This is a genomic window from Roseomonas aerilata DSM 19363, from assembly GCF_000711725.1.
In the GTDB taxonomy this organism is placed as follows: Bacteria; Pseudomonadota; Alphaproteobacteria; order Acetobacterales; family Acetobacteraceae; genus Roseomonas; species Roseomonas aerilata.
The window spans coordinates 207262-230967 of the sequence record NZ_JONP01000003.1 but is presented as its reverse complement, the minus strand read 5'-3'; the positions used below and the strand labels follow the sequence as shown (position 1 = coordinate 230967).

The window sequence follows — 23706 nt, the reverse complement described above, 5'->3', positions numbered from 1 at the left end:
GCACGATGCAAGGCGGCAACCACCCTTGGCCCCGCGTCGCGATCACCGGCGCCTCCTCCGGCCTCGGCGCCGCGTTGGCGCTCGCGCTCGCCGCCCCCGGCCAGACCCTCCACCTCGCCGGCCGCGACCCCGCCCGCCTCGCCGCCACCGCCACGGCCTGCCGCGCCCGCGGCGCCGAGGTCACGGAAACCACTTTCGACGTGACCGACAGAGCCCCCGCCCGCGCCTGGGTCGAGGGCACCGGCGGCCTCGACCTCCTCATCGCCAATGCCGGAACCTCCGCCGGCACCGGCGGCACGAGCGAATCCGCCGACCAGGTCGCCCGCATCTTCGCCGTGAACCTCACCGGCGCCCTCAACGCGATCCTGCCGGCGCTCGACCTCATGCGCGCCCAGCCGCCGGGCGCCGACGGCATCCGCGGCCGCATCGCCGCCGTCGCCTCGATCGCGGCCTTCGTCGCCTCCCCGGGCGCGCCGGCTTATTCCGCCTCCAAGGCCGCCCTCCAGCGCTGGACCGAGGCCACCGACGCCACCGCCCGCCGCGAGGGCCTCCGCCTGCACGCGATCTGCCCCGGCTTCATCCGCACGCCCATGACCGCGCCCAACCGCTTTCCCATGCCCCTGCTCATGGAAGCCGAGGAAGCCGCGCGCCTCACCCTCCAGGGCATCGCGCGCGGAAGGGCGAGGGTTGTCTTCCCCCGCCCCGTCTACGCGGCAGCCCGCCTCATGGGCGCGCTGCCCGCTGGCTGGCTCAGCCGGCTTCCGTCGAAGGCCGGCTCACGGGGCTGAGCGGCACGGCCGCCACCTTCCGCTCCGCCGAGCGCCGCGCCCAGATGTTCAGCCCCTCTACGCCCGCCGCGAAGGCCATGGCGACATAGACGAAGCCCTTGGGCACGTGGAAGCCGAAGCCCTCGCCGAGCAGCACCATCCCGATCATCACGAGGAAGGCGAGGGCCAGCATCACCACCGTCGGGTTCCGCTCCATGAAGTTCGACAGCGCGTCCATCGACAGCAGCATGACCGTGACCGAGACGAGGATCGCGACGACGATCACCCACATCACCGTGGTCAGCCCGACGGCGGCGAGAATGCTGTCCACGCTGAAGACCATGTCGATGAGGATGATCTGGAACACCGTCGCCCCGAAGCTCGCGGTTACCGCGTTCGCCGCCTTCACCTCGGCCTGCGCCTCGGGGTCCACCCGGTGATGGATCTCCATCACCGCCTTACCGATGAGGAACAGCCCGCCCGCGATCAGGATCAGGTCCTTGCCGGAGAACTCCATTCCCCAGATCCCGAAGATCGGACGCGTCAGCGAGATCAGCCAGCCCACGCCAGCCAGCATCCCCAGCCGCATGAGGACGGCGAGCCCGAGCCCGATCAGCCGCGCCGATCGGCGCCGCTCCACCGGCAAGCGATTAGTAAGGATCGCGATGAAGACGAGGTTGTCGATCCCGAGGATCACCTCCATGCCGATCAGGGCAAGAAGGGCAATGACGATCTCGGCTTCCACGGCTCAAGGATGTCCTTTATGTAATCTGGGCTCCATGTATGGGGAAGCTTTGCCACTCCTGAAAGGTCCTCGACCTAGGGAACTGGCGTTTTTCCGACAGCGCGCATTCCCTCATGGAACGGGACTTGCTCCCGCACCTCCCGGACCCACCCCCGGGACGGCCAGCGGAAAGGATCCCATCATGGAAGTCGGCGTCTTCATCCCCATCGGCAACAATGGCTGGCTGATCTCGTCCAACGCCCCACAGTACAAGCCCAGCTTTACCCTAAACAAGGAAATCGCCCTCAAGGCTGAACAGTACGGCCTCGACTTCCTTCTCTCCATGATCAAGCTGCGCGGCTTCGGCGGCAAAACAGGGTTCTGGGACTACAACCTCGAATCCTTCACCCTCATGGCCGGGCTCGCAGCCGTCACGGACCGTATCCGCCTCTTCGCGACCGCGGCCTCCCTCGTGCTCCCGCCGGCCATCATGGCCCGCATGGCCGTGACGATCGATTCCATTGCCCCCGGCCGCTTCGGCGTGAATCTAATTACCGGCTGGCAGCGCCCCGAATACTCACAGATGGGCCTCTGGCCGGGCGACGAGCACTTCGCCCACCGCTACGACCACCTCTCCGAATACGCCCAGATCGCGAAGGAGCTCTGGACCACCGGCCGCTCCGACCTCAAGGGCACCTACTTCCAGATGGACGACTGCCGTCTCCTTCCCATGCCGGAGAACGGCATCAAGCTCGTCTGCGCCGGCCAGAGCCAGGCCGGCCTCGGCTTCATGGCGAGGCATGCTGACTACAACTTCTGCCTCGGCCAGGGCATCAACACCCCCAAGGCCCTCGCCCCCATGGCCGCCCGTGTCCAGGCCGCCGCCGCCGAGGCCGGGCGCGAGGTCGGCTCCCTCGCCCTTTTCATGCTCATCACCGACGAAACCGACGAGGCCGCCATGGCCAAGTGGGAACACTACCGAGAGGGCGCGGACTTCGAGGCCATCAACTGGATGGCCCAGCAGGCCTCCGCCGACACCAAGGGCGGCAACGACACCAATGCCCGCCAGTACGCACTCCCCCAGGGCGCCATCAACCTCAACATGGGCACCCTCGTCGGCTCCCACGCTTCCGTCGCCCGCATGCTGGACGAACTCTCCGAAGTCCCCGGCCTTGCCGGCGTCCTGCTCACCTTCGACGACTTCCAGCGCGGGATCGTCGAGTTCGGCGAACGCATCCAACCCCTTATGCGATGCCGGGCGCACCTCGGAACCGCCGCCCAGGCTGCCTGATCCTTTCCGGACTTCGCTAACGGCCACGGGGAGAGGAAGAAGGAATTCTTCCTCTCTCCGGCCCCCTCTCCATCATCTTTCTTTTCAAGTTGAACGATTTAACGGCCGGTACGGCCGTGTCTTGAATTCAGGGCGACTGCACGTTCAGGAAGGCCACTCGGAAGGAACCGGCCATCGATCATCGTATCCGCGCCAGCCAAATGGCGCTCCAAGGGCCTCAGGCCCTTGGCGGGCGATGTCGGAGCCCTCTCCAACTGCCGCAACTTCAGCCCCCGTCCCCGCTCGTCGCCAGCCAAACTCCGGCGAGGATCACCACGCCTCCTGCCAGTACCCGCAACTCCGGCCATTCCCCCAGCAGCGCCGCTGCGAAGATCGCCGCGAAGCCCGGCTGCAGGTAGCTTGTCATCGCCCCGTCGGTGGCCCGCGCCCGTTGCAGCAGCATCAGGAACAGCGTCAGCGGCAAGGCAGAGGCCACCAGTCCGACCCAGAGCACCGCGCCCCATACCGGCCAGGGCTGGTCGAAGCTGCCGGCCGGATCAAAGCCCAGGCTCAGCAGCCCCGCCACCACGGCCCCCACCACCTGCTGCCCCACCGACAGCACCACCGGTGCCCCTGGCCTGACCCGCCGCACATAAACGGTGCCCACGGCATAGGAGAAGGCGACCAGCAGCATCACCAGCCCCGCGATCCCCGCCTCTCCGCCCTCCAGCGCCTGCGGCCCGAGGATCACCCCGATCCCAAGGAAGCCGAGCACCATCCCGGCGACCGTCCGCGGCCCCGGCCGCTCCGCGGGCAGGAAACCGAAGGCCAGCAGCGCGACGAAAAGCGGCGTGGTGGACTGGATCAGCGCCACCGAGGCTGCCCCCAGCGAGAGCAGCGCAATCGCGGTCAGGCAGTTCGCCAGCCACCCGTTGGTGGTCCCAAGCACCAGTCCGTGCCGCCAGAAGCGCGGCGCCAGTCCCCGGAAGGCCCCACTCCAGAGCGCGAAGCCCAGCATCGCCAGCGCCCCGACCACGCCCCGGCTGAAGGAGAAGGCAAAGGGTGGCATCGACCGTGCGGCCTGGCGGATCACCGGAAAGGCCGTGCCCCAGAGCGCCGCGATCACCAGCAGCCGCCACCAGAGCGGCCAGCCCCGCAGCATCGCCAGCCGGCTCATACCCCTCGCGCGCTGCGCTGCCTCATCGGCCGCCGCCCACCGCGGAGGGTGCCGTGCCCGCGCGCGCCCGCTCCACCTCACGCCAGCGAGCGACGTTGCGGTTGTGCTCATCCAGCGTGCGCGCGAAGGCGTGCCCGCCGGTGCCATCCGCCACGAAATAGAGGAAGTCCGTCGTCTCCGGCCGCGTCACCGCCCGCAGAGCCTCCTTGCCCGGCGAGGAGATCGGCCCCGGCGTCAGCCCCTTGTTCCGGTAGGTATTGAAGGGATGCTCGCGGTTGAGGTCCGCCCGCGTCAGCCCTCGTTCCAGCGGCGCCCCGTCCGCTGCGGCATAGGCCACCGTCGGGTCCGATTGCAGCGGAATTCCCTGCCGGATGCGGTTGAGGAAAACCGAGGCCACCCGCGGCCGCTCCGCCGCCTGGCCCGTCTCCCGCTCCACGATGCTCGCCAGCACCAGCGCCTCGCGGGCGGAGGAGAGCGGCAGGTCTGGCGCCCGGTTCGCCCAGGCCTCCTTCAAAGCCTCGTCCATGGCCGCCGTTGCACGCCGCACCACCCCGGCCCGGGTGTCGCCCCATTGATAGGTATAGGTCTCGGGCAGCAACTCGCCCTCGTCCACCGGCGGCGTCTCACCCGTCAGCCCCTCGGCCTTGTCGATCAGCGCCACGATTTGCCGGGCCAGCAGCCCCTCGGGGATGGTCAGGCGGCGCTGCACCGGCCGTGCGGTCCGCAGCACCTCCAGCACCTCGGCAAGCGAGGCATGGGCCGGAAAGAGGAACTCCCCCGCCCGCAGCGGCCCCTTGCCGCGCGTGGCCCAGGCGGCGGCCAGGAAGGCCCGCCCGTCCTCTACCACGCCGCGCTCGGCCAGGGCCGCGCCGATCGTCTCGGCACCGCCCCGCGGCACCACGAAGGGCGCCGCCTCGGCCAGCGGTCCCGGCCGCTCATAGACGGATTGCGCGTAGAAGAAGGCGCCGCCCCCGACCAAGCCGAGAAGCAGCACCAGGATAATCAGGAAACGGATCGCTCGTCCCATCGGCGGCCGGTCCCCTCAAGCCCCAGGACCTATCCCCGGGGCAGCGCGGCTCAGGCCGCTGCCTTGAACAGGATGGAAGCGTTCGTCCCGCCGAAGCCGAAGGAGTTGGACAGCGCCACCTCGATCTTCCGCGGCTGCGCCTCGTTCGCCACCCGGTCGATCGACGAAGGGGTCGAGGGCTCGTGCAGGTTCAGCGTCGGCGGCGCCACGGCGTCGCGGATGGCGAGCAGCGAGAAGATCGCCTCCACCGCGCCCGCGGCCCCGAGCAGATGCCCGATCGCCGACTTGGTCGAGGACATGGCCACGCTCTTCGCGTCATCCCCGAACAGCCGCTCCACCGCCTGCAGCTCCAGGTCGTCGCCCAGCGGCGTGCTGGTGCCGTGCGCGTTGATGTACTGGATGTCCCCCGTGCCGATCCCCGCCGACTTCAGGCAAGCCGTCATCGCCCGGAAGGCGCCTTCATGCCCCTCGGCCGGGGCGGTAATGTGATAGGCGTCGCCGGACATGCCGTAGCCGATCACCTCACCGTAGATCTTGGCACCGCGCTTCTTCGCGTGCTCGTACTCCTCGAGCACCAGCACGCCCGCGCCCTCGCCCATGACGAAGCCGTCGCGGTCCTTGTCCCAGGGGCGGGAGGACGCGGCGGGGGTGTCGTTGAACGCCGTGGACAGCGCCCGGGAGGCAGCGAAGCCCGCCATGCCCAACTCGCTCACCGCGGCCTCGGCGCCACCGGCCACCATCACGTCCGCATCGCCCAACGCGATCAGCCGCGCGGCATCGCCCAGCGCGTGCACGCCGGTCGCGCAAGCCGTCACCACCGAGTGGTTCGGCCCCTTGAACCCGTACTTGATCGAGACATGCCCGGAGGCGAGGTTGATCAGCGCGGAAGGAATGAAGAAGGGCGAGAGCCGCCGGTGCTTGCCCGCCGCGATCTGCAGCGAGGCCTCGTAGATCGTCTGCAGCCCGCCGATGCCGGAACCGATCATCACGCCCGTGGCGTGGCGGTCATCCTCGCTCTCGGGAACCCAGCCGGAATCCTCCACCGCCTCGGTCGCCGCCACCAGCGCGAGCTGGATGAAGCGGTCCATCTTCTTCTGGTCCTTGACCGGGATCCACTCGGCCAGGTCCAGCCCGCCATCGGCCTTCGTGCCGTTCGGCACGGTGCCGGCGATCTTGGCCGGAATATTGGAGACATCGAAAGACTGGATTGCGGAGATGCCGGACTCACCGCCCAACATGCGCTTCCAGACGCGCTCCACTCCCAGCCCGAGCGGGCATGCGATGCCCATCCCGGTGACGACGACGCGGCGCGGGGCCCTGAGCTGACCGAACACTCTCGCTACTCCTCCGCGCCCCCGCCCGGCCTTGATCCGGGTCCGGGCGGTGCCCGGTCATCCGGGCCCGCCTGGCGCCTCCGTTTGAAAGGGGGCGGAGCCGGCCGGATGGCCGCCCCCTCCCCGACCGGCCGTTCAGGCCGTCTTGTGCGCGTCGATATAGGTGATCGCGTCGCCGACCGTCGTGATCTTCTCGGCCGCATCGTCCGGGATCTCGACGCCGAAGGCCTCCTCGAAGGCCATCACCAGCTCGACCGTGTCCAGGCTGTCCGCACCCAGGTCGTCGATGAAGGAAGCCTCCGGGGTCACCTTGGCCTCCTCGACGCCGAGGTGCTCGACCACGATCTTCTTCACCTTCTCGGCGGTTTCGCTCATCGCGCTTGCTCTCTCCTGATGGCGGGAAACCGCCGGAAATCCCCATTGCCGGCCGGGCGGTAAGCCTTGCTTAACGCCCGTACGCAGGGCGCGGGCCTTAGCACGCCCTTTCCCGGGGGCCTAGACCAAGCATCGGCCCGTGCAACAGGATGATGCCTCGCCTGTCCCGATCAAGGCCCACCCTGCCGGGGCCGCTCAGATCATCGCCATGCCGCCGTTGACGTGCAGGGTCACCCCCGTCACCCAGGCCGCCTCGTCGGAGGCGAGATAGGCGACCGCGGCCGCGATATCCTCCACCGCTCCCATCTTCCCCAGCGGGATCCGCCCCATCAGCGCCGCCTTCTGCGTGTCGTTCAGCGCGTCCGTCATGGCGGTGCGGATGAAGCCGGGCGCCACCACGTTCACCGTGACGCCGCGCGGCGCCACCTCCTGGGCCAGCGCCTTGCTCATCCCGATCAGCCCCGCCTTGGCCGCCGCGTAGTTCGCCTGTCCCGGATTACCCGTCACGCCCACGATGGAGGCGATGGAGATGATCCGGCCCGAGCGCCGCTTCATCATCCCCCGCAGGCTGGCGCGGGCGAGGCGGAAGGGCGCGGTCAGGTCCACCTCGATCACGTCGGACCAGTCCTTGTCGCCCATCCGCAGCGCCAGCCCGTCCCGCGTCAGCCCCGCATTGTTCACGAGGATGTCGAGCGCCCCGAACTCCGCCTCCACCTTCTCCACCAGCGCGGCCGGCGCCGCGGGGTCGGAAAGGTCGGCGGCGGCCACGAAGGCGCGCTCCCCCAATTCCTCCGCCAGCGAGGCCAGCTCCGCCTCCCGCCGCCCGGTCAGTGCCACCCGTGCCCCCTGGGCGTGCAGGCTCCGCGCGATGGCGGCGCCGATCCCGCCCGTGGCCCCGGTGACGAGGGCGGACTTCCCGGTCAGGTCGAACATGCAATTTCCTCCAGCGACAGGCCATCAAGGCGCTTGGCGAGCGAGAAGCGAGTATGGCCCGGCGGGCAGTCGCGCAACCGCCCCACCACGCTGTAGCCCATGCGGGCGTAGAAGCCCGGCGCCTGGAAGGAGTAGGTTTCCAGCCGCACGCCGACGCAGCCCCGCGCCACAGCCTCGCGCTCCGCGAGCGTCAGCATCTCCCGCCCCAGCCCCACGCGGCGATGCGCCTCCGGGATGTGGAACAGCTCTACATAGAGCCAGCCGGAATAGCTTCGCCCTACCAGGCCGCCGAGCACCGCCCCAGCCTCGTCCCGCAGCAGCACGCTGAGCGGCCGGGAGGCGAAGGAACCCGGCCCGGCCTGCGCCTCGTTGAAGGCCAGCAGCCCGGCCCAGACCTCGTCCCGTCCGATCTGGTCCCGGCCCGAGAGCCCGGGCGCCTCCTCGACGGTGATGCGTGTCACGCCGCTCACAGCGCGCGCAGCACCGCCTCGATCTCGGCCGGCGTGCCGCAGGCCATGGCCTTCGCGTCCGGCGCGTTCCGCTTCATCAACCCGGTCAGCACCTTGCCCGAACCCACCTCCACGAAGGTGTCGCAGCCCATCTCGACCATGGCGGCCACGCATTCGCGCCAGCGCACGGTGCCTGTCACCTGCCGCACCAGCAGGTCCCGGATGGTCTCCGGGTCGGTCGCCTTGGCCGCCGTCACATTGGCCACCAACGGCACGGCGGGCGCCCGCGGCGGGTCGCGCTCCAGCGCCTCCGCCATGGCGTCCGCCGCCGGTTCCATCAGCGAGGAATGGAAGGGCGCCGAAACCGGCAGCAGCATCGCGCGCCGGATGCCCTCCCCCTTGGCGATCTCCACCGCCCGCTCCACCGCCGCCTTGTGGCCGGAGATCACGACCTGCCCGCCGCCATTATCGTTGGCAGCCTCCACCACCTGCGTCTCGTCGGTCACAGGATCGATCGCGGCGCGCGCGCAGATCGCCCGCGCCTGCTCCATCTCGGCCCCCAGCAGCGCCGCCATGGCCCCGGTGCCCGCGGGCACCGCCGCCTGCATGGCATCGCCCCGCAGACGCAGCAGCCGCGCCGCCTGCGGCACGTCGAAGGCGCCGGCGGCCGCCAGCGCACTGTATTCCCCCAGGGAATGCCCAGCGACGAGCGCCACCCGCCCCCGCACGTCGAAGCCCCCCTCGCCCTCCAGCACCCGCAGCACCGCGAGCGAAACCGCCATCAGCGCCGGCTGGGCATTGGACGTAAGAGTCAGCTCCTCCGCCGGCCCCTCGAACATCAGGCGGGTGAGGTGCTGCTTCAGCGTCTCGTCCACCGCCTCGAAAACCTCGCGGGCGGCAGGAAAGGCGGCGGCCAGGTCACGGCCCATGCCGACGGCCTGACTGCCCTGGCCAGGGAAAACGAGCGCGAGAGCCATTCTTGGACACACCTTCCGGGACGAGGCGCGGCGGGGTAGGGCCGCGTCACGGAACTGTCAATCGCCGGATAGGGGCCGCCGCGCAAGCAGGGGCCGGGGCGGCACCACCCGCCGCCCCGGCAAGCCGCTACTCCGCCGCCATCTCGATGGCCTTGTCGTCCTTCCCCTTGTTCTCCGCCCCCCAGAGCTTCCGGGTCGACTGGAAGCGCGAGACGAGGAAATCGCCCGAGAGGATCGGCGGATACTTCACCTCCGCATCCGGCACGCCGAGCTGGCGCGGATCGACCATGGTGCGGAAATCCGGGTTGCAGAACAGCGGCATGGAAATTCGGTCCGTGTTCTTCGTGTGGATCACCCGATGGATCGTCGCCTTGAAGCGCCCGTTGGTCCAACGCTTCATCAGCTCGCCCACGTTGATGACGTAGCTGCCGCGGATCGGCGGCACCGGCAGCCAGTTCCCCTCCGCGTCCATCACCTGCAGCCCGCCGGAATCATCCTGCCAGAGGATCGTGATGATCCCGTGGTCCGTATGCGCCCCCGAAGCGACCTCGCCCGCGCCCAGGCTCAGCGCCTGCTCGTGGCCGTAGTAGTGGTTGATGACCATGTCCGCGACAGGCTTGCTGAAGTGCTTCGAAAAAAAGTTCTCCTCCTTCCCGAGATAGAGCGCGAAGCCCTCCAGGATCTTCAGCCCCACCTCCAGGCACCCCTGGTAATAGGCCGAGAGCGCCGCCTCGAAGCCCGGCAGCGCCGGCCACTTGTTCGGCGCGTAGAGCGGCGTGCCCGCCAGCACCTCCGGATCATCCGCCGAGACGGGATAGCCGAGGTCGAAGGCATCGCGCGCGAAGCGCTGGCCACTCTTGTGGACCACGTCGTCCATCCCGCGATACCCGCGGTTGTTCCGGTCGGAGGCGATCTTCATCTTCTCCTCCATCGGCAGCGCGAAGAACTCGCCGCTCTTCCGATAGGCCTCCTCCATCACCTCCACGGGCACGTGGTGGTTCACGGCATAAAAGAAGCCGATAGAGTCGCAGGCCGCCCCGATCTCGGCCGCCACCCGCGCCTTCACCGCCGGATCAGAGGAGTAGAGCCCCGACACGTCGATCGCCGGAACGCTCCCGGCCGGTTTCACTTCGCTCATCACCCTTCTCCCTGCATGGTGGCCGTCCCCTGGCCGGGGATCAGCGCCGCCAGTCGAACCACCGCCCCAGCCGCTGCACCAGGGCGTAAACCACTAGCGACAGCCCGGTCGCGATCAGCGCCACGGCATAGACCTGGTCGCCACGATAGGTCTGCATCGCCCGGTTGATCACGTAGCCCAGCCCCTCGGAGGAAATCATCCATTCCGCGCTGATGGCCACGATGATGGAGGAAGTCCCCGCGATCTGCTGCGCCGCCACGATCGACGGCACCGCGAAGGGCAGCCGCACGAGGCGAAAGATCTCCCACCAGCCCGCATTCAGGATCCGCATGCGGTCCAGCAGCACCGAATCCGCTGCCCGCAGCCCCTGCATCGTGTTCACCAGCACCGGAAAGAAGCCGGACAACGCCACCACCGCCACTTTGGAGCCCGTGGTGTCCCCAATCGCCAGCATCAGCACGCTCACCAACGCGACGTAGGGCACGTTGCGCAGCGTGATGGCCGCCGGCATCAGCAGGGGGCGTGTGAAGGGCAGGCTGTCGAACAGCACCGCCAGCCCCACGCCCGCGACATTGGCCACGAGCAGCCCCAGCGCCGCCACCTCCAGGGTGGAGAGCAGGTGAAACGCGATGAAGGCGCGATCCTCCACCAGCGTCTCCAGCACCCGCTCCGGCCGCGGAATCACGAAGGCCGGCAAGCCGGAGGTGAGGATCGCGAAATACCAGAGCCCGAGGATGGACCCGACCGGCAGCAGCCCGCGCAGCAGCGAACCGGCCAGCGCCCGCAGCCCGCCCGCCCGCTGCGCTTCCGCCGGCACCCGGACCGCCTCGGCCCCGCTCACGCCGCCGCCTCCGCCCCGAAGAGAAGCCGCCGCACATGCGCCGCCGTCTCGAGGAAGCGCGGATCGCGCCGGAAGCCCGGATCGCGCGGCCGCGGCACCGGCACCCGCACCACGTCCAGCACCCGCCCCGGGGCCGTAGAGAACACGACCAGCCGGTCCGCCAGCAGCACAGCCTCGTCGATGTGGTGCGTCACGAACAGCACCGTCTTCGGCCGCCGCGCCAGCTCGCGGTCGAACCAGCCGCCCAGCTCCTCCCGCTTCATCTCGTCCAGGGCGGAGAAGGGCTCGTCCATCAGCAGCACCGCCGGGTCGTGCGCGATGGCGGAGGCGATGTTCACCCGCTGCAGCATCCCGCCCGACAGCTCCGCCGGCCGCTTGCCCTCGTGCCCCGCCAGCCCGAACTCCCGCAGCAGTCCGGCGGACGGATAGCCCACGCGCCCCGCCACCTTCTGGGTGAAGGCGACATCGGCCGCCGCCGTCTTCCAGGGCAGCACCGCCGGCCGCTGGGAAACGAGGCCCAGCATCCGCTTCCGCCGCGCCCCCGCTGCCGTTTCCTCCCCGATCCGCACCTCGCCCGTGCTCGGCTGCTCGAGGTCCGCCACGATCCGCAGCAGGGTCGTCTTCCCGCAGCCGGAAGGCCGATCAGAGCGACGAACTCCCCCGCCGCGATCTCCAGGTTCACCGGCGTCAGCGCCAGGCTGTCCCCAAACCGGCGCGAGACCCCGCGGATGAGGACGGGCGCCGCCATCAGGCGGGGCTCGCCCCCGGCAGGAAGCGGGTGGTCATGATCGCCTCGGGTGGCACGTCGCGCGGGATCTCGTTCGCCTCCCGCAGCACGGTGGACATGTCCGCCCAGACCGAGGGCTCCATCCAGAGCGGCCCGTGCGCCTGGGTGGCCGTGGAACTGTGCAGCGGGTTCTGCACCCGGAAGCGCCAGGCCAGCCGCTCCGCACTCTCCACCTGCCCGGGAAAGCGCGAAACGATGCCGATCGCCTCCTCCGGGCTCTCCAGGATGAAACGCACCGCCCGCCCGACGGCCTTCAGATAGCCCCCGACGAGCTCCGGATTCTCCTGTGCCGTCTTCGTCGCCGTGAAGATTACGTCAGCATAGGAGGGCAGCCCCCACTGAGAGAGCCGGATCGCCTGCCAGGTCTTGCCCCGGATGCCCGCCGGCGCGTCCGCCTTCGCGACCTCCTGCTCGATCTGGTACGCCTGGTTCGTCACCCAGCCGCTGAAGAAGTCCACCCGCCCGACGAGCAGCGGCTCGGCATTCGCCTGCACCGTGACGATCTTGACCCTTCCCTCGTCCACCCCGTTCCGCCGGCACATGGCGCGCACGAAGTATTCGGACCCCGCCTGAACGCCGACCGTACGCCCGGCGAAATCCTTCGGCGTCGGCTCCGGATCACCGGGGCTGGCGAGGCGGAGATAGGCCGAGGGGCTCTCCTGATAAAGCGCACCGACCGCCGTCACATCCACCGGATCCCGCGCCACCTTGGCCGCGATGAGGTGCATTCCGGAGGTCGCCAGCCCGAACTGCGCCTGCCCGGCCGCCACCAGCGGGATCGGGTTCCGCCCCGGCCCGCCATCCATGATCCGGTGGGCGATGCCCTCCGCCTCGAAGAAGCCCTTCGCCTCCGCCACGATGATCGGGGCGAACTCGCCGTTCCGGAGCCAGCCGAGCTGCGTCGCCGCCGCCATCGGCCGGCGCTGCGCCAGGGCCGGCCGCGCGAGCCCCGCGGCGGAAAGGGCCAGTAAGGTCCGGCGAGTGGGCATCATGCGCTGTCCCCGCACCCTCGGCCGGCCGGCGCGCGGCGGGCGCGGCGGATCAGCCCGGCCTCGGGCGATGCCTCAGGGCCAGCAACGCCCATGCCACGTGCGGTGACCGCAACGTAGAACGGGCCGAGCCGCCGCCCCTGTTGGCGGACGGGAGCGCGGCCCTTCCAGCTGGGCCAGCGGAGCAGGAGAGGTCCGCCGGTCCAGCAGCGCTCAGAAGCTGGGCACCGCTGCCCAGCCCGCGATCAGAAGCGGCGGCCAGCGACCCAGACGCGGCGGCACACCTCGCGGCGCACCTGCACCGGCCGCCCCCGCCGGTCCCGCCGATAGACCACCGCAGGACGGCAGCGGGTCACGTAGCGAACATCCTCCAGCAGGCTGGTGTTCGCGCCGCCGAGCGCGGCCCCGATCATCGGCGCCGCCGCGGCCGGGGCCGCATGGGCGACGGGAGCGAGCGCGCCGAGGCCAAGGGCGAGGCCCGCGGCCAGGACGAGATGCGAGAGACGGTTCATCGAGGCAATATCCTCAGTTGTGCCTCAACCTTAACGAGCAAGCCTCTCTCCGGCTGCACGCCCGCGATGGCGGCCGAAGGGCCGGACCTCGACGGACGGGGCACGAAAGAGGCGCCGCCTGCCAATCGGCACCGTCAGGCCGCCTTCGCCTCCTCCACCACCACCGTCTCGATCATGTCCGCCGGCTCGTAGAGGATCTTCGCGAGAATCCCGGCGAGCATCGCGCCCGCGATCGGTGCCACCCAGAAGAGCCAGAGCTGCCCGACATACACCGCGCCGCTGAAAAGCGCCGGGGCGGTGCTGCGTGCCGGATTGACGGAGGTATTGGTGACGGGAATGGAAATAAGATGGATCAGGGCCAGGGCCAGCCCGATGGGAATGCCCGCGAAACCCGCCGCCGTGCCCTTCGAGGTCGTGCCGATGATGATCATGAGAAAGAAGAAGGTGAGCACCAGCTCGGCCACGAAACAGGCGCCCATCGAGTACTTGCCGGGGCTGAGCGCGCCGTACCCGTTCGAAGCGAAGCCGGCCGGCATCCAATCAGGCTTACCCGAGGCGATCAGCCAGAGCAGCCCCGCCGCCAGCACCGCGCCAATCACCTGGACCACGATATAGGGCAGGACGTGCTTGTTGGCGCAGCGTCCCGCCGACCAGAGCCCGACCGTCACCGCCGGGTTGAAGTGCCCACCCGAGATATGCCCGACCGCATAGGCCATGGTGAGAACGGTCAGCCCGAAGGCAAGGGAAACCCCAAGAAAGCCGATCCCGAGTTCGGGAAAGGCCGCGGCGAAGACCGCACTGCCGCCATCCGCCGAAAACAAGCCAGAAGGTGCCGAAGAACTCCGCGGCGAGACGCCGCTGCATGTCGCGATCCATGGCGCATCTTCCCGAGGGCGGATGGGCCGAAGTTGCGGAGCGCTCCCCATCAGTCTCCGAAACCGGGGTAATCGTTAGATACTGCTTCCGGGAGGCTGCATTCATATCCGCGTGACTTTCGGGCGGAGGAAATTTAGTTCTCAACCCTCCAGGCAACCCTATTTTCCAACCTACTGGGCCCCGCAAACCTGTGGCAAGGCCTTTGCATCACCGCTTCCAACGTAACCGCTTGCCCCCCCTTCGCCCATCCCCTATACGGCCGCTCACCCTGCCGGGCGCGAGGCATCGCGCCCGGCTATGCCCATTCCGTCCCCTGCATCCCGCGGGGAACCCGGGCTGAGCCATCCGAAGGGAACCCGATGCCGCTTTATGAAACCGTGCTGATCGCGCGGAACGAACTCACGCAGGCCCAGGTCGAGGCCGTGGCCGACCAGGTCGCCGGCATCATCGCCGAGACCGGCGGCGAGGTCCGCAAGCGCGAGTACTGGGGCCTCCGCGGCCTCGCCTACAAGATCAAGAAGAACCGCAAGGCGCATTACATGCTCCTCGGCCTCGACTGCACGCCGGTCGCCGAGAAGGAAGTGACGCGCCAGCTCGGCCTCAACGAGGACGTGCTGCGCCACATGACGCTGCGCATCGAGGCGATCGACGACGCCCCCTCCGCCATCCTCGCCAAGCGCGGCGACGACCGTGAGCGCGACCGCGGCTTCCGCGGCCCCCGCCCCGCCGGCCGCTTCGGCTCGGGCCGTGGCCGTGAGCGCGGCGACGACCGCGAGGAGTTCCGCGCCCGTCCCCGCGACGATCTCGATGGCAATGGCGGCGAGGAGTAAGAACAGATGTCCGACACGACCGACCTGACCCCCGCCGCGCGCCGCCCGGCCGTCGGCGCCCGCCGGCCCTTCTACCGCCGCCGCAAGTCCTGCCCCTTCTCCGGCCCGAACGCGCCGAAGATCGACTACAAGGACGTGCGCCTGCTCTCCCGCTTCCTGAGCGAGCGCGGCAAGATCGTGCCGTCCCGCATCACGGCGGTCTCCGCCAAGAAGCAGCGCGAGCTGGCCAACGCCATCAAGCGCGCCCGCTTCCTGGCGCTGCTGCCCTACGTCATCAACGACTGATCAGGAGGGCTTAGATTATGATCAACGTCATCCTGATGCAGCGGGTCGAGAAGCTCGGCCAGATGGGCGACACCGTCACGGTGAAGCCCGGCTACGCCCGCAACTTCCTCCTCCCCTCCGGCCGCGCCATCCGCGCGACCGAGAGCAACCTCAAGCGGTTCGAGCAGGACCGCGCCCAGCTCGAGGCCCAGAACCTCAAGCGGCGCGAGGAGGCCGAGCGCGTGGCCGAGCGGATGGAGGGCCTGCAGGTCGTCCTGATCCGCTCCGCCGGCGAGAGCGGCGCGCTCTACGGCTCCGTCTCCGGCCGCGACATCGCGGACGCGGTGAAGGACGCCGGCCTGACCATCACACGCGAGCAGGTCATCCTGGAGCAGCCGATCAAGACGCTGGGCCTCACCAACGTCCGCATCGCCCTGCACCCGGAGGTCTCGATCCCCGTGGTGGTGAACGTCGCCCGCACGCCCGAGGAAGCCGACAAGCAGTCCCGCGGCGAGGACCTGCGGGCCGAGCAGGAGGCCGAGGAGGCCAGCCTCGAGGCCGAGCTGGCCGCCGAGCTCTCCGAGCTGGGCGCCGCGAGCGAGTAAGCCTCCGCCCCTTCGGCGAAGTACGGATGGCCGCTCCCTCACGGGGGCGGCCATTCTGATTCTCGCCCATCACGCTTCCGTGAAGCTAACGCCCGCTCATTGAACCCTGCGGCACTTGGGAACAGCCTTCCGGTCAGGAGGACTGGCCTTTGCTCCTGGACTCGATTCTACCCAGACTGATCCGCCACGGCACCCTTCGCCTTCGCCGCCCCGACGGCAGCATGGCAAGCTTCGGCGGCACGCATCCCGGCCCCACTGCCGCCATGGCGCTCACCAACGAGGCGATCGCCCGCCGCCTTGTGATGAACCCCAACCTCGCCTTCGGCGAGGGCTACATGGACGGCAGCATCGAGCCCATCGAGGGCTCGACCATCTATGACCTGCTCGACGTCATCATCCTCAACCTCTCCCAGGGCGGCAGCCACCCGGCGATCCGCCTTGGCGAACGCGTCCGCTGGATCGGCCGCCGGTTGCTGGACCTGAACACGGCGACCCGAAGCCGCCGCAACGTCGCTCACCACTACGATCTCAACGGCAGGCTTTACGCCCTCTTCCTCGATGCCGACCGGCAGTATTCCTGCGCCTATTTCCCGACCGGGCAGGAGAGTCTGGAGGAGGCCCAGGCGCTGAAGAAGCGCCACCTCGCCAGCAAGCTGCGACTCGACCGCCCGGATCTCGAGGTGCTGGACATCGGCTCCGGCTGGGGCGGCCTCGCCATCACCCTCGCGCGCGAGCACGGCGCCCGCGTCACCGGCCTCACCCTGTCGGAGGAGCAGCTCGCCGAGTCGCGCGCCCGTGCCGAGGCCGCCGGCCTCTCGGACCGAGTCCGCTTCGAGCTGATGGACTACCGGAACTGGAAGCGCCCGATGGACCGGGTCGTCTCCGTCGGCATGTTCGAGCACGTGGGCATCAACCACTACACGGCCTTCTTCCGCACCGTGAAATCGGCGCTGAAGGAGGATGGCGTGGCCCTCATCCACGCCATCGGCCAATCCGAGGGCCCGGCCACCACCAATCCCTGGCTCACCAAGTACATCTTCCCCGGCGGCTACTCCCCCGCCCTGTCCGAGGTGGTGCCCTCGGCGGAGAAGGCCGGCCTGTGGATCACGGACATCGAGATCCTCCGCCTGCACTACGCCATGACCATCGCCCACTGGCGGGCGCGTTTCGCGGCAAACCGCAACGCGATCAAGGCCCTGTACGACGAGCGCTTCTGCCGGATGTTCGAGTTCTACCTGTCCGCCTCGGAACTCGCCTTCCGCCGCTGGGGCCACATGAACTGGCAGATGCAGCTTACCCGCCGTGTGGACGCCCTGCCGCTGACGCGGGACTACATGGTCGATGCCGAGCGCGCCGCGGCTTATCCACATGATCCACCGCCGTCCACAGGACCCCGCGACGCGGTGAAGGAGGACGTGGAGCGCGCCGAGGGCTAGACTGGCCCTCATGAACGCCTTCGACAGCCTCGCCGAGCCGGCCGGCCCCGGAATGCCGGGCCTGTCCCAGCGCCTGCCCCCCTCGAACATCGAGGCGGAGCAGGCGCTGCTCGGCGCCCTGCTGGCCAACAACAAGGCCTATGAGCGCGTCTCCGAGTTCCTGGCCGACGAGCACTTCGCCGACCCCATCCACGGCCGCATCTACAAGGCTGTCCAGCGCCGGATCGAGGCCGGCCAGCTCGCCGACGTCGTCACGCTACGCGCCGAGTTCGAGCATTCCGGCCTGCTGGACGAGGTCGGCGGCCCCGCCTACCTGACCCAGCTTCTCACCGCCATGGTCGGCATCATCAATGCCGGCGAGTACGGCCGCGTGATCCACGACTGCTTCCTCCGCCGCCAGCTTGTGGACCTCGGCGAGGTCGTGGTGAACCGCGCCTTCGGGGCGGAGCCCGAACTTGACGGCAAGTCCCAGCTCGAGGCCGCCGAGCAGGCCCTTTTCGACCTCGCAACCGAGGGCAGCTCCGAGGGCGGGCTGGTCTCCTTCGACCGCGCCCTGACCGCCGCGGTGGAACTTGCCGAGCGCGCCTTCTCCACTCCCGGCGGCGTCTCGGGCCTGTCGACGGGCTTGCGTGACGTGGACACGAAGCTCGGCGGCCTGCACCCCTCCGACCTGCTGATCCTCGCCGGCCGCCCCGCCATGGGTAAGACCGCCCTGGCCGTGAAGATCGGCTTCGGCGCCGCCCAGGCCGTGATTCGCGAGGCCCAGGAGAAGGACCCGAACGCGGTCGTCCGCGGCGGCGTCGCCATCTTCTCCCTCGAGATGAGCGCCGACCAGCTCGCCACCCGTATTCTCTCCGAGCAGTCCCGCGTCTCCGGTGACCGCATCCGCCGCGGCGACATCGCCCAGCGCGACTTCGACAAGTTCGTAGAGGTGAGCCGCGAACTGGCCACCCTCCCCCTCTTCATCGACGACACCCCGGCCATCACCATCTCGGCGCTGCGCACCCGCTGCCGCCGCCTGATGCGGACCCGCGGGCTGAACCTCATCATCGTGGACTACCTCCAGCTGATGCGCCCGGCCGCCGGCACCCGGCCGGAGAACCGCGTGCAGGAGATCAGCCAGATCACCCAGGGCCTGAAGGCCATCGCCAAGGAACTCTCGGTCCCCGTCATCGCCCTCTCCCAGCTCTCCCGCCAGGTGGAGCAGCGCGAGGACAAGCGCCCGCAGCTCGCCGACCTCCGCGAGTCCGGCTCGATCGAGCAGGACGCCGACGTCGTGATGTTCGTCTACCGCGACGAGTACTACCTGCAGCAGAAGATGCCGAAGGAGCTCGCCTTCGATAATCCGGAGAAGTTCTCAGAGGCCACCGACAAGTGGCAGAAGGACATGGAGCAGGCGCACAACAAGGCGGAGCTGATCATTGCCAAGCAGCGTCACGGCCCCACCGGCACCATCCGCCTCTTCTTCGAGGGCGAGTTCACCCGCTTCGGCGACCTCGACCAGACCCACGACGAGAACGACTACGGTTGAGACCAGGGGGGCTGACACCAACGGCGTCCTGACGGTCGATCTCGGCGCCATCGCCGCCAACTGGACCGCGCTCCGCGACCGCCACGCGGCGATGGGCGGCGGCGCTGTGGGGGCCGCGGTGAAGGCCGACGCCTATGGCCTCGGTGCCGACCAGGTAGCCCCCGCCCTCGCCGACGCCGGCTGCCGCCACTTCTTCGTTGCCCATGCGGCCGAGGGCATCGCGGTCCGCGCCGCCCTCGGCCCCGCGCCCATGATCGCCGTCCTCAACGGCTTCAGCCCCGGCGCGGACGAGGGCGCGGCCCTCACCCCCGTCCTCAACTCCCCCGGCGACATCGAGGCCTGGGCCGGAACTGGCATGGGGGTCATCCTGCACATCGACACTGGCATGGCCCGCCTCGGCCTCACTCCAGCCGAGGTCGCGGCCCTGGCCGATGACCCCGCCCCCCTGGCGGGCGTCACTCTTCATTACGTTATGACCCACCTCGCTTGCGCCGACGAGCCCGCTCATCCCATGAGCGCGGCCCAGGCCGCCCGCTTCGCCGAAGCCCGCGCCCGCCTCCCCGCCGCGCCCGCCTCCTTCGCCAATTCTGCCGGCCTCTTCCTCGGCCCGGATTTCGCCTCGGACCTCGCCCGCCCGGGCTGCGCCCTCTACGGCCTGAACCCCACGCCGGGCCGCCCCAACCCCATGCGCCCCGCCGTGCAACTCCAGGTCCCGATCCTCCAGATCCGGGAAATTCCCTCCGGCACCCCCGTCGGCTACGGCGCCACCTGGACCGCCGCCCGCCCTTCGCGGATCGCCACCGTTGCGGCGGGCTATGCCGACGGCTATCTGAGGTCCCTCTCCGGGCGCGCCCTCGCCCGGCACGCCGGAAGGGACATCCCCCTCGTCGGCCGGGTCTCCATGGATCTCATCACCTTCGACGTGACCGACCACCCCACCCTCATGCCCGGCTCGATGATCGAGCTGATCGGCCCCGGCCAGTCCCCGGACGATGTCGCCGCCCGCGCCGGCACCATCGGCTACGAGGTGCTGACCTCCCTCGGCGCGCGCTACCGCCGCAGCTACCTGCCCGCCGCGTGAACGCCTCCTCCCTCCTCGCCCGCCCGCTGGACGGGCTGGCCGCCCTCGGCCGCGCCGTGCTGGACCTGTGCCGCACCGCCGGCGCCGTCACCCTCTTCGCGCTCAACGCGATCAGCCACGCTGTCCGGCCGCCCTTCCACCCCCGCCTCCTCCTCCGCGCCTTCCTCGAGGTCGGCTATTTCTCCCTCCCCGTGGTGGGGCTGACGGCGGTCTTCACGGGCATGGTCCTCGCCCTGCAGTCCTTCTCCGGCTTCTCGCGCTTCGGCGCCGAGGGGGCGGTTGCGAACGTCGTCGTCCTCTCCATCACGCGAGAGCTTGGCCCTGTCCTCGCCGGCCTCATGGTCTCCGGCCGCATCGGTGCCGCCTTCGCGGCCGAGATCGGCACCATGCGCGTGACCGACCAGATCGACGCCCTGACCACCCTCTCCACCGACCCCATCAAGTACCTCGTCACCCCCCGCCTACTGGCCGCGACGCTGGCGATGCCGTTGCTGGTACTGGTGGCGGACGTGCTCGGAGTCATGGGCGGCTATCTCATCGCCACCCTCAAGCTCGGCTTCTCCGGCCCCGCCTATCTCAAGGCGACGCTCGACTTCGTGCAGATGACCGACGTGGTCAGCGGCCTGGTCAAGGCGGCGGTCTTCGGCTTCGTCGTGGCGCTGATGGGTACCTGGTGCGGCTACAACTCCCGCGGCGGCGCCCAGGGCGTGGGCGGGGCCACCACCACCGCGGTGGTCGCCTCCTCCATCCTCATCCTCGCCCTCGACTACGTCCTCACCGAGGCCTTCTTCTCCCGATGAACGAGGCCCTGAGCGCCCCCCTGGCGGTCCCGGCGGAGGTGCCGGCAGTCCCGAAGATCCGCCTCCGCGGCCTCCGCAAGGCCTTCGGGTCCAAGAAGGTGCTGGATGGCGTGGACCTCGATGTCATGCCCGGCAGTTCCATGGTCATCCTGGGCGGATCAGGCTCCGGCAAGTCCGTCACCATCAAGTGCATCCTCGGCCTCATCACCCCGGATTCCGGCACCATCGAGATCGACGGCCGGAACGTGCTGGCCATGTCCGCGCGCGAGCGCGAGGCGGTGCTCGACCGCACCGGCATGCTCTTCCAGAACGGCGCCCTCTTCGACAGCCTGCCGGTCTGGGAGAATGTCTGCTTCAAGCTCCTCGCCCAGAAACGCCTCGACCGCCGGAAGGCGCGGGACAAGGCCGCCGAGGCCCTGGCCGATGTCGGGCTGGACGCCTCGGTCGGCGACCTCTCGCCTGCGGAACTCTCAGGCGGCATGCAGAAGCGCGTCGCCCTGGCCCGCGCCATCGCCTCCGAGCCCGAGATCATCTTCTTCGACGAGCCCACCACCGGCCTCGACCCCATCATGGGCGCGGTGATCGACGGGCTGATCGTGGACTGCGTGAAGCGCCTCGGCGCCACCGCCGTCACCATCACCCACGACATGGCCAGCGCCCGCCGCATCGGCGACCAGGCGGCCATGATCCACCAGGGCCGCATCGTCTGGACCGGCCCGGCCGCTACCCTCGGCGAGACCGGAAACGCGGTCGTGGACCAGTTCGCCCGGGGCGAGCGCGAGGGGCCGATCAAGATGGAACTGCGGCGCTAAGCCTGTCGGGACCGCCCCGGCACCCCATATATCCTGCCGGATGACCGGCCCCCTCCTCGACATCGCGCGCATCTATCTCGAGCCCGCGGTCGAGGCCCATGCGCGCGGCTGCGAGATCCTCGCCCGCTTCCCGGACGCCGAGCGCATCCCCGTCGCCTCCCACTGGCGCATCCCCGAATTGCGTGAGGCTGATCCCGGCGACTACCTCCGCAACAAGCGCGACACCCTTGTGCTCGGCGTGAAGAAGGGCCTCTCCTTCCGCCCCAATGGCCGCAGCGCCGACTTCATCGCGCCCTCCTCCTCCAACGGCTGCGCCATGGCCTGCGCCTACTGCTACGTCGCGCGGCGCAAGGGGCACTCCAACCCCATCAGCGTCTTCGTCAACATCGAGGAGATCGCGGCCTCCATCGCCCGCCACGCCGCGCGCCAGGGCCCGAAGGCCGAGCCCAACCAGGTGGACCCGCGCGACTGGGTCTACGACCTCGGCGAGAACGGCGACCTCTCGGTGGACGCTCTCATCTCCGACAACGTGCGCGACCTCGTGGCCGCCTTCCGCGGCATCCCCAACGCCAAGGGCAGCTTCGCGACGAAGTGGGTGAACCCGGACCTGCTCTCCTACGACCCCCAGGGCCACACCCGCATCCGCATGTCCCTCATGCCGCCCGGAATGGCGAAGCTGCTGGACGTCCGCACCTCTCCCGTCGCCGAGCGCATCGCCGCCATCCCCGAGCTGCACCGCGCCGGCTACGAGGTTCACCTCAACTTCTCCCCGGTGGTCCTGCGGGAGGGCTGGGAGGAGGAATGGGGCGCCCTCTTCGCAGAGTTGGACGACATCCTGCCGGACGCGGTGAAGAACCAGTTGGCCGCCGAGATCATCATGCTCACCCACAACGAGGGCCTGCACGAAATCAACCTCGCCTGGCACCCCAAGGCCGAGGAACTCCTCTGGCGCCCCGACATCCAGGAGACGAAGCTCTCCGAGGGCGGCGGCGTGAACCTCCGCTACCGCACGGGCTGGAAGGGCCGCTGGCTCCGCCGCTTCCAGGACCTGCTGGCCGACCGCATGCCCTATTGCCGGGTGCGCTATGCCTTCTGAGGTCCTGGCGCCCCCCGCCCCCGCGCGCCCGCACCCGCCCTGGGTGCCCAAGCGCCTCCTCATCACCCCCGCCGCCCTCTCCTGGCCGCAGGGCGAGGCCATGGTCGAGCGCGCGGCGGCGCTCGGCACCGAGATCGTCCGCCTGAAAGCCGACCGCCTCACCGGCCTGCCCGACACCTACCGCGACGCCAAGACCACCATGGCCGTCGTCACCGCCTCCCCCAGCCGGCGCCGCCCGCAGCCCATCCCGCCCAGCGCCGACTGGCGCTTCGACCTCGCCGAGGGCTGCCCCGCCCATTGCTCCTATTGCTACCTCGCCGGCTCGCTGAAGGGCCCGCCGATCATCCGCGCCTACGCCAACCTGCCGGAGATCCTGGCGGAGTTGCCGCCCCTGCTCGGCCAGGGCCAGGTCACCTCCCGCAACGCCGCCCGCGCAGCGGAGGGCACGACCTTCGAGGCTTCCTGCTACACCGATCCCCTGGGCATCGAGCACATCACCGGCAGCCTGGCGGAGACGATCCGCTTCTTCGGTGCCTGGGAGGCCGAGGCGCAGCTTCGCTTCACCACGAAATACGACGCCATCGACCCCTTGCTGGCCCTGCCCCACGGCCACCGCACCCGCATCCGCTTCTCCGTCAACGCCCGCGCCGCCGAGCGCTTTGAGGGCGGCGCCCCGCGCGTGGCCAAGCGCATCGCCGCCATGCGCAAAGCCGCCCTCGCCGGCTACCGCATCGGCCTGACCGTTGCTCCTATCCTCGCGTTGCCAAATTGGGCGGAAGCCTACGACACCCTGCTGGCCGACTGCGGCGCCGCCCTGGCCGGCACCCCCGACCCAGACCTGACGGTGGAACTCATCACCCACCGCTTCACCGAGGGATCGCGCGAGATCCTCCAGGGCTGGTATCCCGGCAGCGCCCTGGAAATGGACCCGGCGCAGCGCACCCGGAAAACCACCAAGTTCGGCTCCATCAAGTACGTCTTCCCGCGCGAGCGCATGGCCGAGCTGCGCGCCAGCCTGGAAGCGAGCATCGCCCGCCACCTCCCCCAGGCTCGCATCCTCTACTGGACCTGATCC

The 23706-nt window shown here is 69.7% G+C and carries 25 protein-coding genes and 1 pseudogene; 12 read left to right on the top strand and 14 right to left on the bottom strand.

Features of this window, described 5'->3' with window-relative positions:
* Positions 1-5: 5 nt before the first annotated feature.
* Positions 6-788, top strand: coding sequence for an SDR family NAD(P)-dependent oxidoreductase (locus BO39_RS05395; RefSeq protein WP_043830736.1), 783 nt, complete (start codon positions 6-8; stop codon positions 786-788).
* Here BO39_RS05395 and BO39_RS05390 read toward each other — a convergent pair.
* Entirely contained in the window at positions 751-1512 is a 762-nt protein-coding gene (locus BO39_RS05390) for a TerC family protein (RefSeq protein WP_052401563.1), read from the bottom strand. The two genes, BO39_RS05395 and BO39_RS05390, sit on opposite strands and share 38 nt — an antisense overlap.
* A 181-nt stretch (positions 1513-1693) precedes the next feature.
* Here BO39_RS05390 and rutA point away from each other — a divergent pair, with 181 nt between their 5' ends.
* Entirely contained in the window at positions 1694-2782 is a 1089-nt protein-coding gene (gene rutA / locus BO39_RS05385) for a pyrimidine utilization protein A (protein ID WP_043830735.1), read from the top strand.
* 265 nt (positions 2783-3047) lie between these two features.
* Here the strand turns inward: rutA and BO39_RS32450 are convergent, their stop codons facing one another.
* The 13 genes and pseudogenes from BO39_RS32450 to aqpZ all read right to left on the bottom strand — a co-directional run bounded on the left by BO39_RS32450 (position 3048) and on the right by aqpZ (position 14121).
* On the bottom strand, positions 3048-3938 hold the full coding sequence (locus BO39_RS32450) for a DMT family transporter (RefSeq protein ID WP_043830732.1): 891 nt from the start codon (positions 3936-3938) through the stop codon (positions 3048-3050).
* A gap of 22 nt (positions 3939-3960) precedes the next feature.
* Positions 3961-4965 (bottom strand): endolytic transglycosylase MltG, encoded by a 1005-nt coding sequence (gene mltG / locus BO39_RS05375; RefSeq protein WP_043830730.1) that lies wholly within the window; start codon positions 4963-4965, stop codon positions 3961-3963.
* 50 nt (positions 4966-5015) lie between these two features.
* On the bottom strand, positions 5016-6299 hold the full coding sequence (fabF, locus tag BO39_RS05370; RefSeq protein WP_043830728.1) for a beta-ketoacyl-ACP synthase II: 1284 nt from the start codon (positions 6297-6299) through the stop codon (positions 5016-5018).
* 135 nt (positions 6300-6434) lie between these two features.
* The gene (locus BO39_RS05365) at positions 6435-6674 is read right to left on the bottom strand and encodes an acyl carrier protein (RefSeq protein ID WP_043830727.1); all 240 of its coding nucleotides are present in this window, start codon (positions 6672-6674) and stop codon (positions 6435-6437) included.
* Positions 6675-6869: 195 nt separating this feature from the next.
* A complete protein-coding gene (gene fabG, locus BO39_RS05360) occupies positions 6870-7607 on the bottom strand; it encodes a 3-oxoacyl-[acyl-carrier-protein] reductase (protein WP_043830725.1) in 738 nt (245 codons plus the stop codon).
* Positions 7595-8068 carry a GNAT family N-acetyltransferase gene (locus BO39_RS05355; RefSeq protein ID WP_211257389.1) on the bottom strand — a complete coding sequence of 158 codons (474 nt, stop codon included), beginning with the start codon at positions 8066-8068 and terminating at the stop codon, positions 7595-7597. Before BO39_RS05355 ends, fabG begins: the two co-directional genes overlap by 13 nt.
* Before the next feature lie 5 nt (positions 8069-8073).
* Complete coding sequence (fabD, locus tag BO39_RS05350; RefSeq protein WP_043830724.1) at positions 8074-9033, bottom strand: ACP S-malonyltransferase; 960 nt, start codon at positions 9031-9033, stop codon at positions 8074-8076.
* A gap of 127 nt (positions 9034-9160) precedes the next feature.
* Positions 9161-10171 (bottom strand): isopenicillin N synthase family dioxygenase, encoded by a 1011-nt coding sequence (locus BO39_RS05345; protein ID WP_052401561.1) that lies wholly within the window; start codon positions 10169-10171, stop codon positions 9161-9163.
* A 40-nt stretch (positions 10172-10211) separates the two neighbouring features.
* Positions 10212-11012 carry an ABC transporter permease gene (locus tag BO39_RS05340; RefSeq protein ID WP_052401559.1) on the bottom strand — a complete coding sequence of 267 codons (801 nt, stop codon included), beginning with the start codon at positions 11010-11012 and terminating at the stop codon, positions 10212-10214.
* A pseudogene (locus BO39_RS05335) lies at positions 11009-11638 on the bottom strand (ABC transporter ATP-binding protein); the annotation flags it as partial. The gene BO39_RS05340 and the pseudogene BO39_RS05335, both read right to left, overlap by 4 nt.
* A 121-nt stretch (positions 11639-11759) precedes the next feature.
* Complete coding sequence (locus tag BO39_RS29665) at positions 11760-12791, bottom strand: ABC transporter substrate-binding protein (RefSeq protein WP_052401555.1); 1032 nt, start codon at positions 12789-12791, stop codon at positions 11760-11762.
* Positions 12792-13033: 242 nt separating this feature from the next.
* Complete coding sequence (locus BO39_RS05325; RefSeq protein WP_043830723.1) at positions 13034-13300, bottom strand: hypothetical protein; 267 nt, start codon at positions 13298-13300, stop codon at positions 13034-13036.
* 134 nt (positions 13301-13434) lie between these two features.
* Positions 13435-14121, bottom strand: coding sequence for an aquaporin Z (gene aqpZ, locus BO39_RS05320; protein WP_245614976.1), 687 nt, complete (start codon positions 14119-14121; stop codon positions 13435-13437).
* A 414-nt stretch (positions 14122-14535) separates the two neighbouring features.
* Between aqpZ and rpsF the strand changes: the two genes are divergently transcribed.
* The 10 genes from rpsF to BO39_RS05270 all read left to right on the top strand — a co-directional run bounded on the left by rpsF (position 14536) and on the right by BO39_RS05270 (position 23703).
* On the top strand, positions 14536-15006 hold the full coding sequence (rpsF, locus tag BO39_RS05315; protein WP_043830721.1) for a 30S ribosomal protein S6: 471 nt from the start codon (positions 14536-14538) through the stop codon (positions 15004-15006).
* Positions 15007-15012: 6 nt separating this feature from the next.
* The gene (rpsR, locus tag BO39_RS05310; RefSeq protein WP_043830720.1) at positions 15013-15291 is read left to right on the top strand and encodes a 30S ribosomal protein S18; all 279 of its coding nucleotides are present in this window, start codon (positions 15013-15015) and stop codon (positions 15289-15291) included.
* Positions 15292-15308: 17 nt separating this feature from the next.
* On the top strand, positions 15309-15875 hold the full coding sequence (gene rplI / locus BO39_RS05305) for a 50S ribosomal protein L9 (protein WP_043830718.1): 567 nt from the start codon (positions 15309-15311) through the stop codon (positions 15873-15875).
* A 149-nt stretch (positions 15876-16024) separates the two neighbouring features.
* Positions 16025-17311 (top strand): SAM-dependent methyltransferase, encoded by a 1287-nt coding sequence (locus tag BO39_RS05300; protein ID WP_052401554.1) that lies wholly within the window; start codon positions 16025-16027, stop codon positions 17309-17311.
* 10 nt (positions 17312-17321) lie between these two features.
* On the top strand, positions 17322-18842 hold the full coding sequence (locus BO39_RS05295; protein ID WP_052401552.1) for a replicative DNA helicase: 1521 nt from the start codon (positions 17322-17324) through the stop codon (positions 18840-18842).
* A gap of 28 nt (positions 18843-18870) precedes the next feature.
* Positions 18871-19923 (top strand): alanine racemase, encoded by a 1053-nt coding sequence (gene alr, locus BO39_RS05290; RefSeq protein WP_043830963.1) that lies wholly within the window; start codon positions 18871-18873, stop codon positions 19921-19923.
* Positions 19920-20723, top strand: a complete 804-nt coding sequence (locus tag BO39_RS05285; protein WP_156963491.1) for an MlaE family ABC transporter permease — start codon at positions 19920-19922, stop codon at positions 20721-20723. Before alr ends, BO39_RS05285 begins: the two co-directional genes overlap by 4 nt.
* Positions 20720-21535, top strand: coding sequence for an ABC transporter ATP-binding protein (locus tag BO39_RS05280; RefSeq protein WP_052401550.1), 816 nt, complete (start codon positions 20720-20722; stop codon positions 21533-21535). Before BO39_RS05285 ends, BO39_RS05280 begins: the two co-directional genes overlap by 4 nt.
* Positions 21536-21575: 40 nt before the next feature.
* Positions 21576-22631 carry a spore photoproduct lyase family protein gene (locus BO39_RS05275; protein WP_043830716.1) on the top strand — a complete coding sequence of 352 codons (1056 nt, stop codon included), beginning with the start codon at positions 21576-21578 and terminating at the stop codon, positions 22629-22631.
* The gene (locus tag BO39_RS05270) at positions 22621-23703 is read left to right on the top strand and encodes an SPL family radical SAM protein (RefSeq protein WP_043830714.1); all 1083 of its coding nucleotides are present in this window, start codon (positions 22621-22623) and stop codon (positions 23701-23703) included. Before BO39_RS05275 ends, BO39_RS05270 begins: the two co-directional genes overlap by 11 nt.
* The last annotated feature ends 3 nt before the right edge of the window (positions 23704-23706 follow it).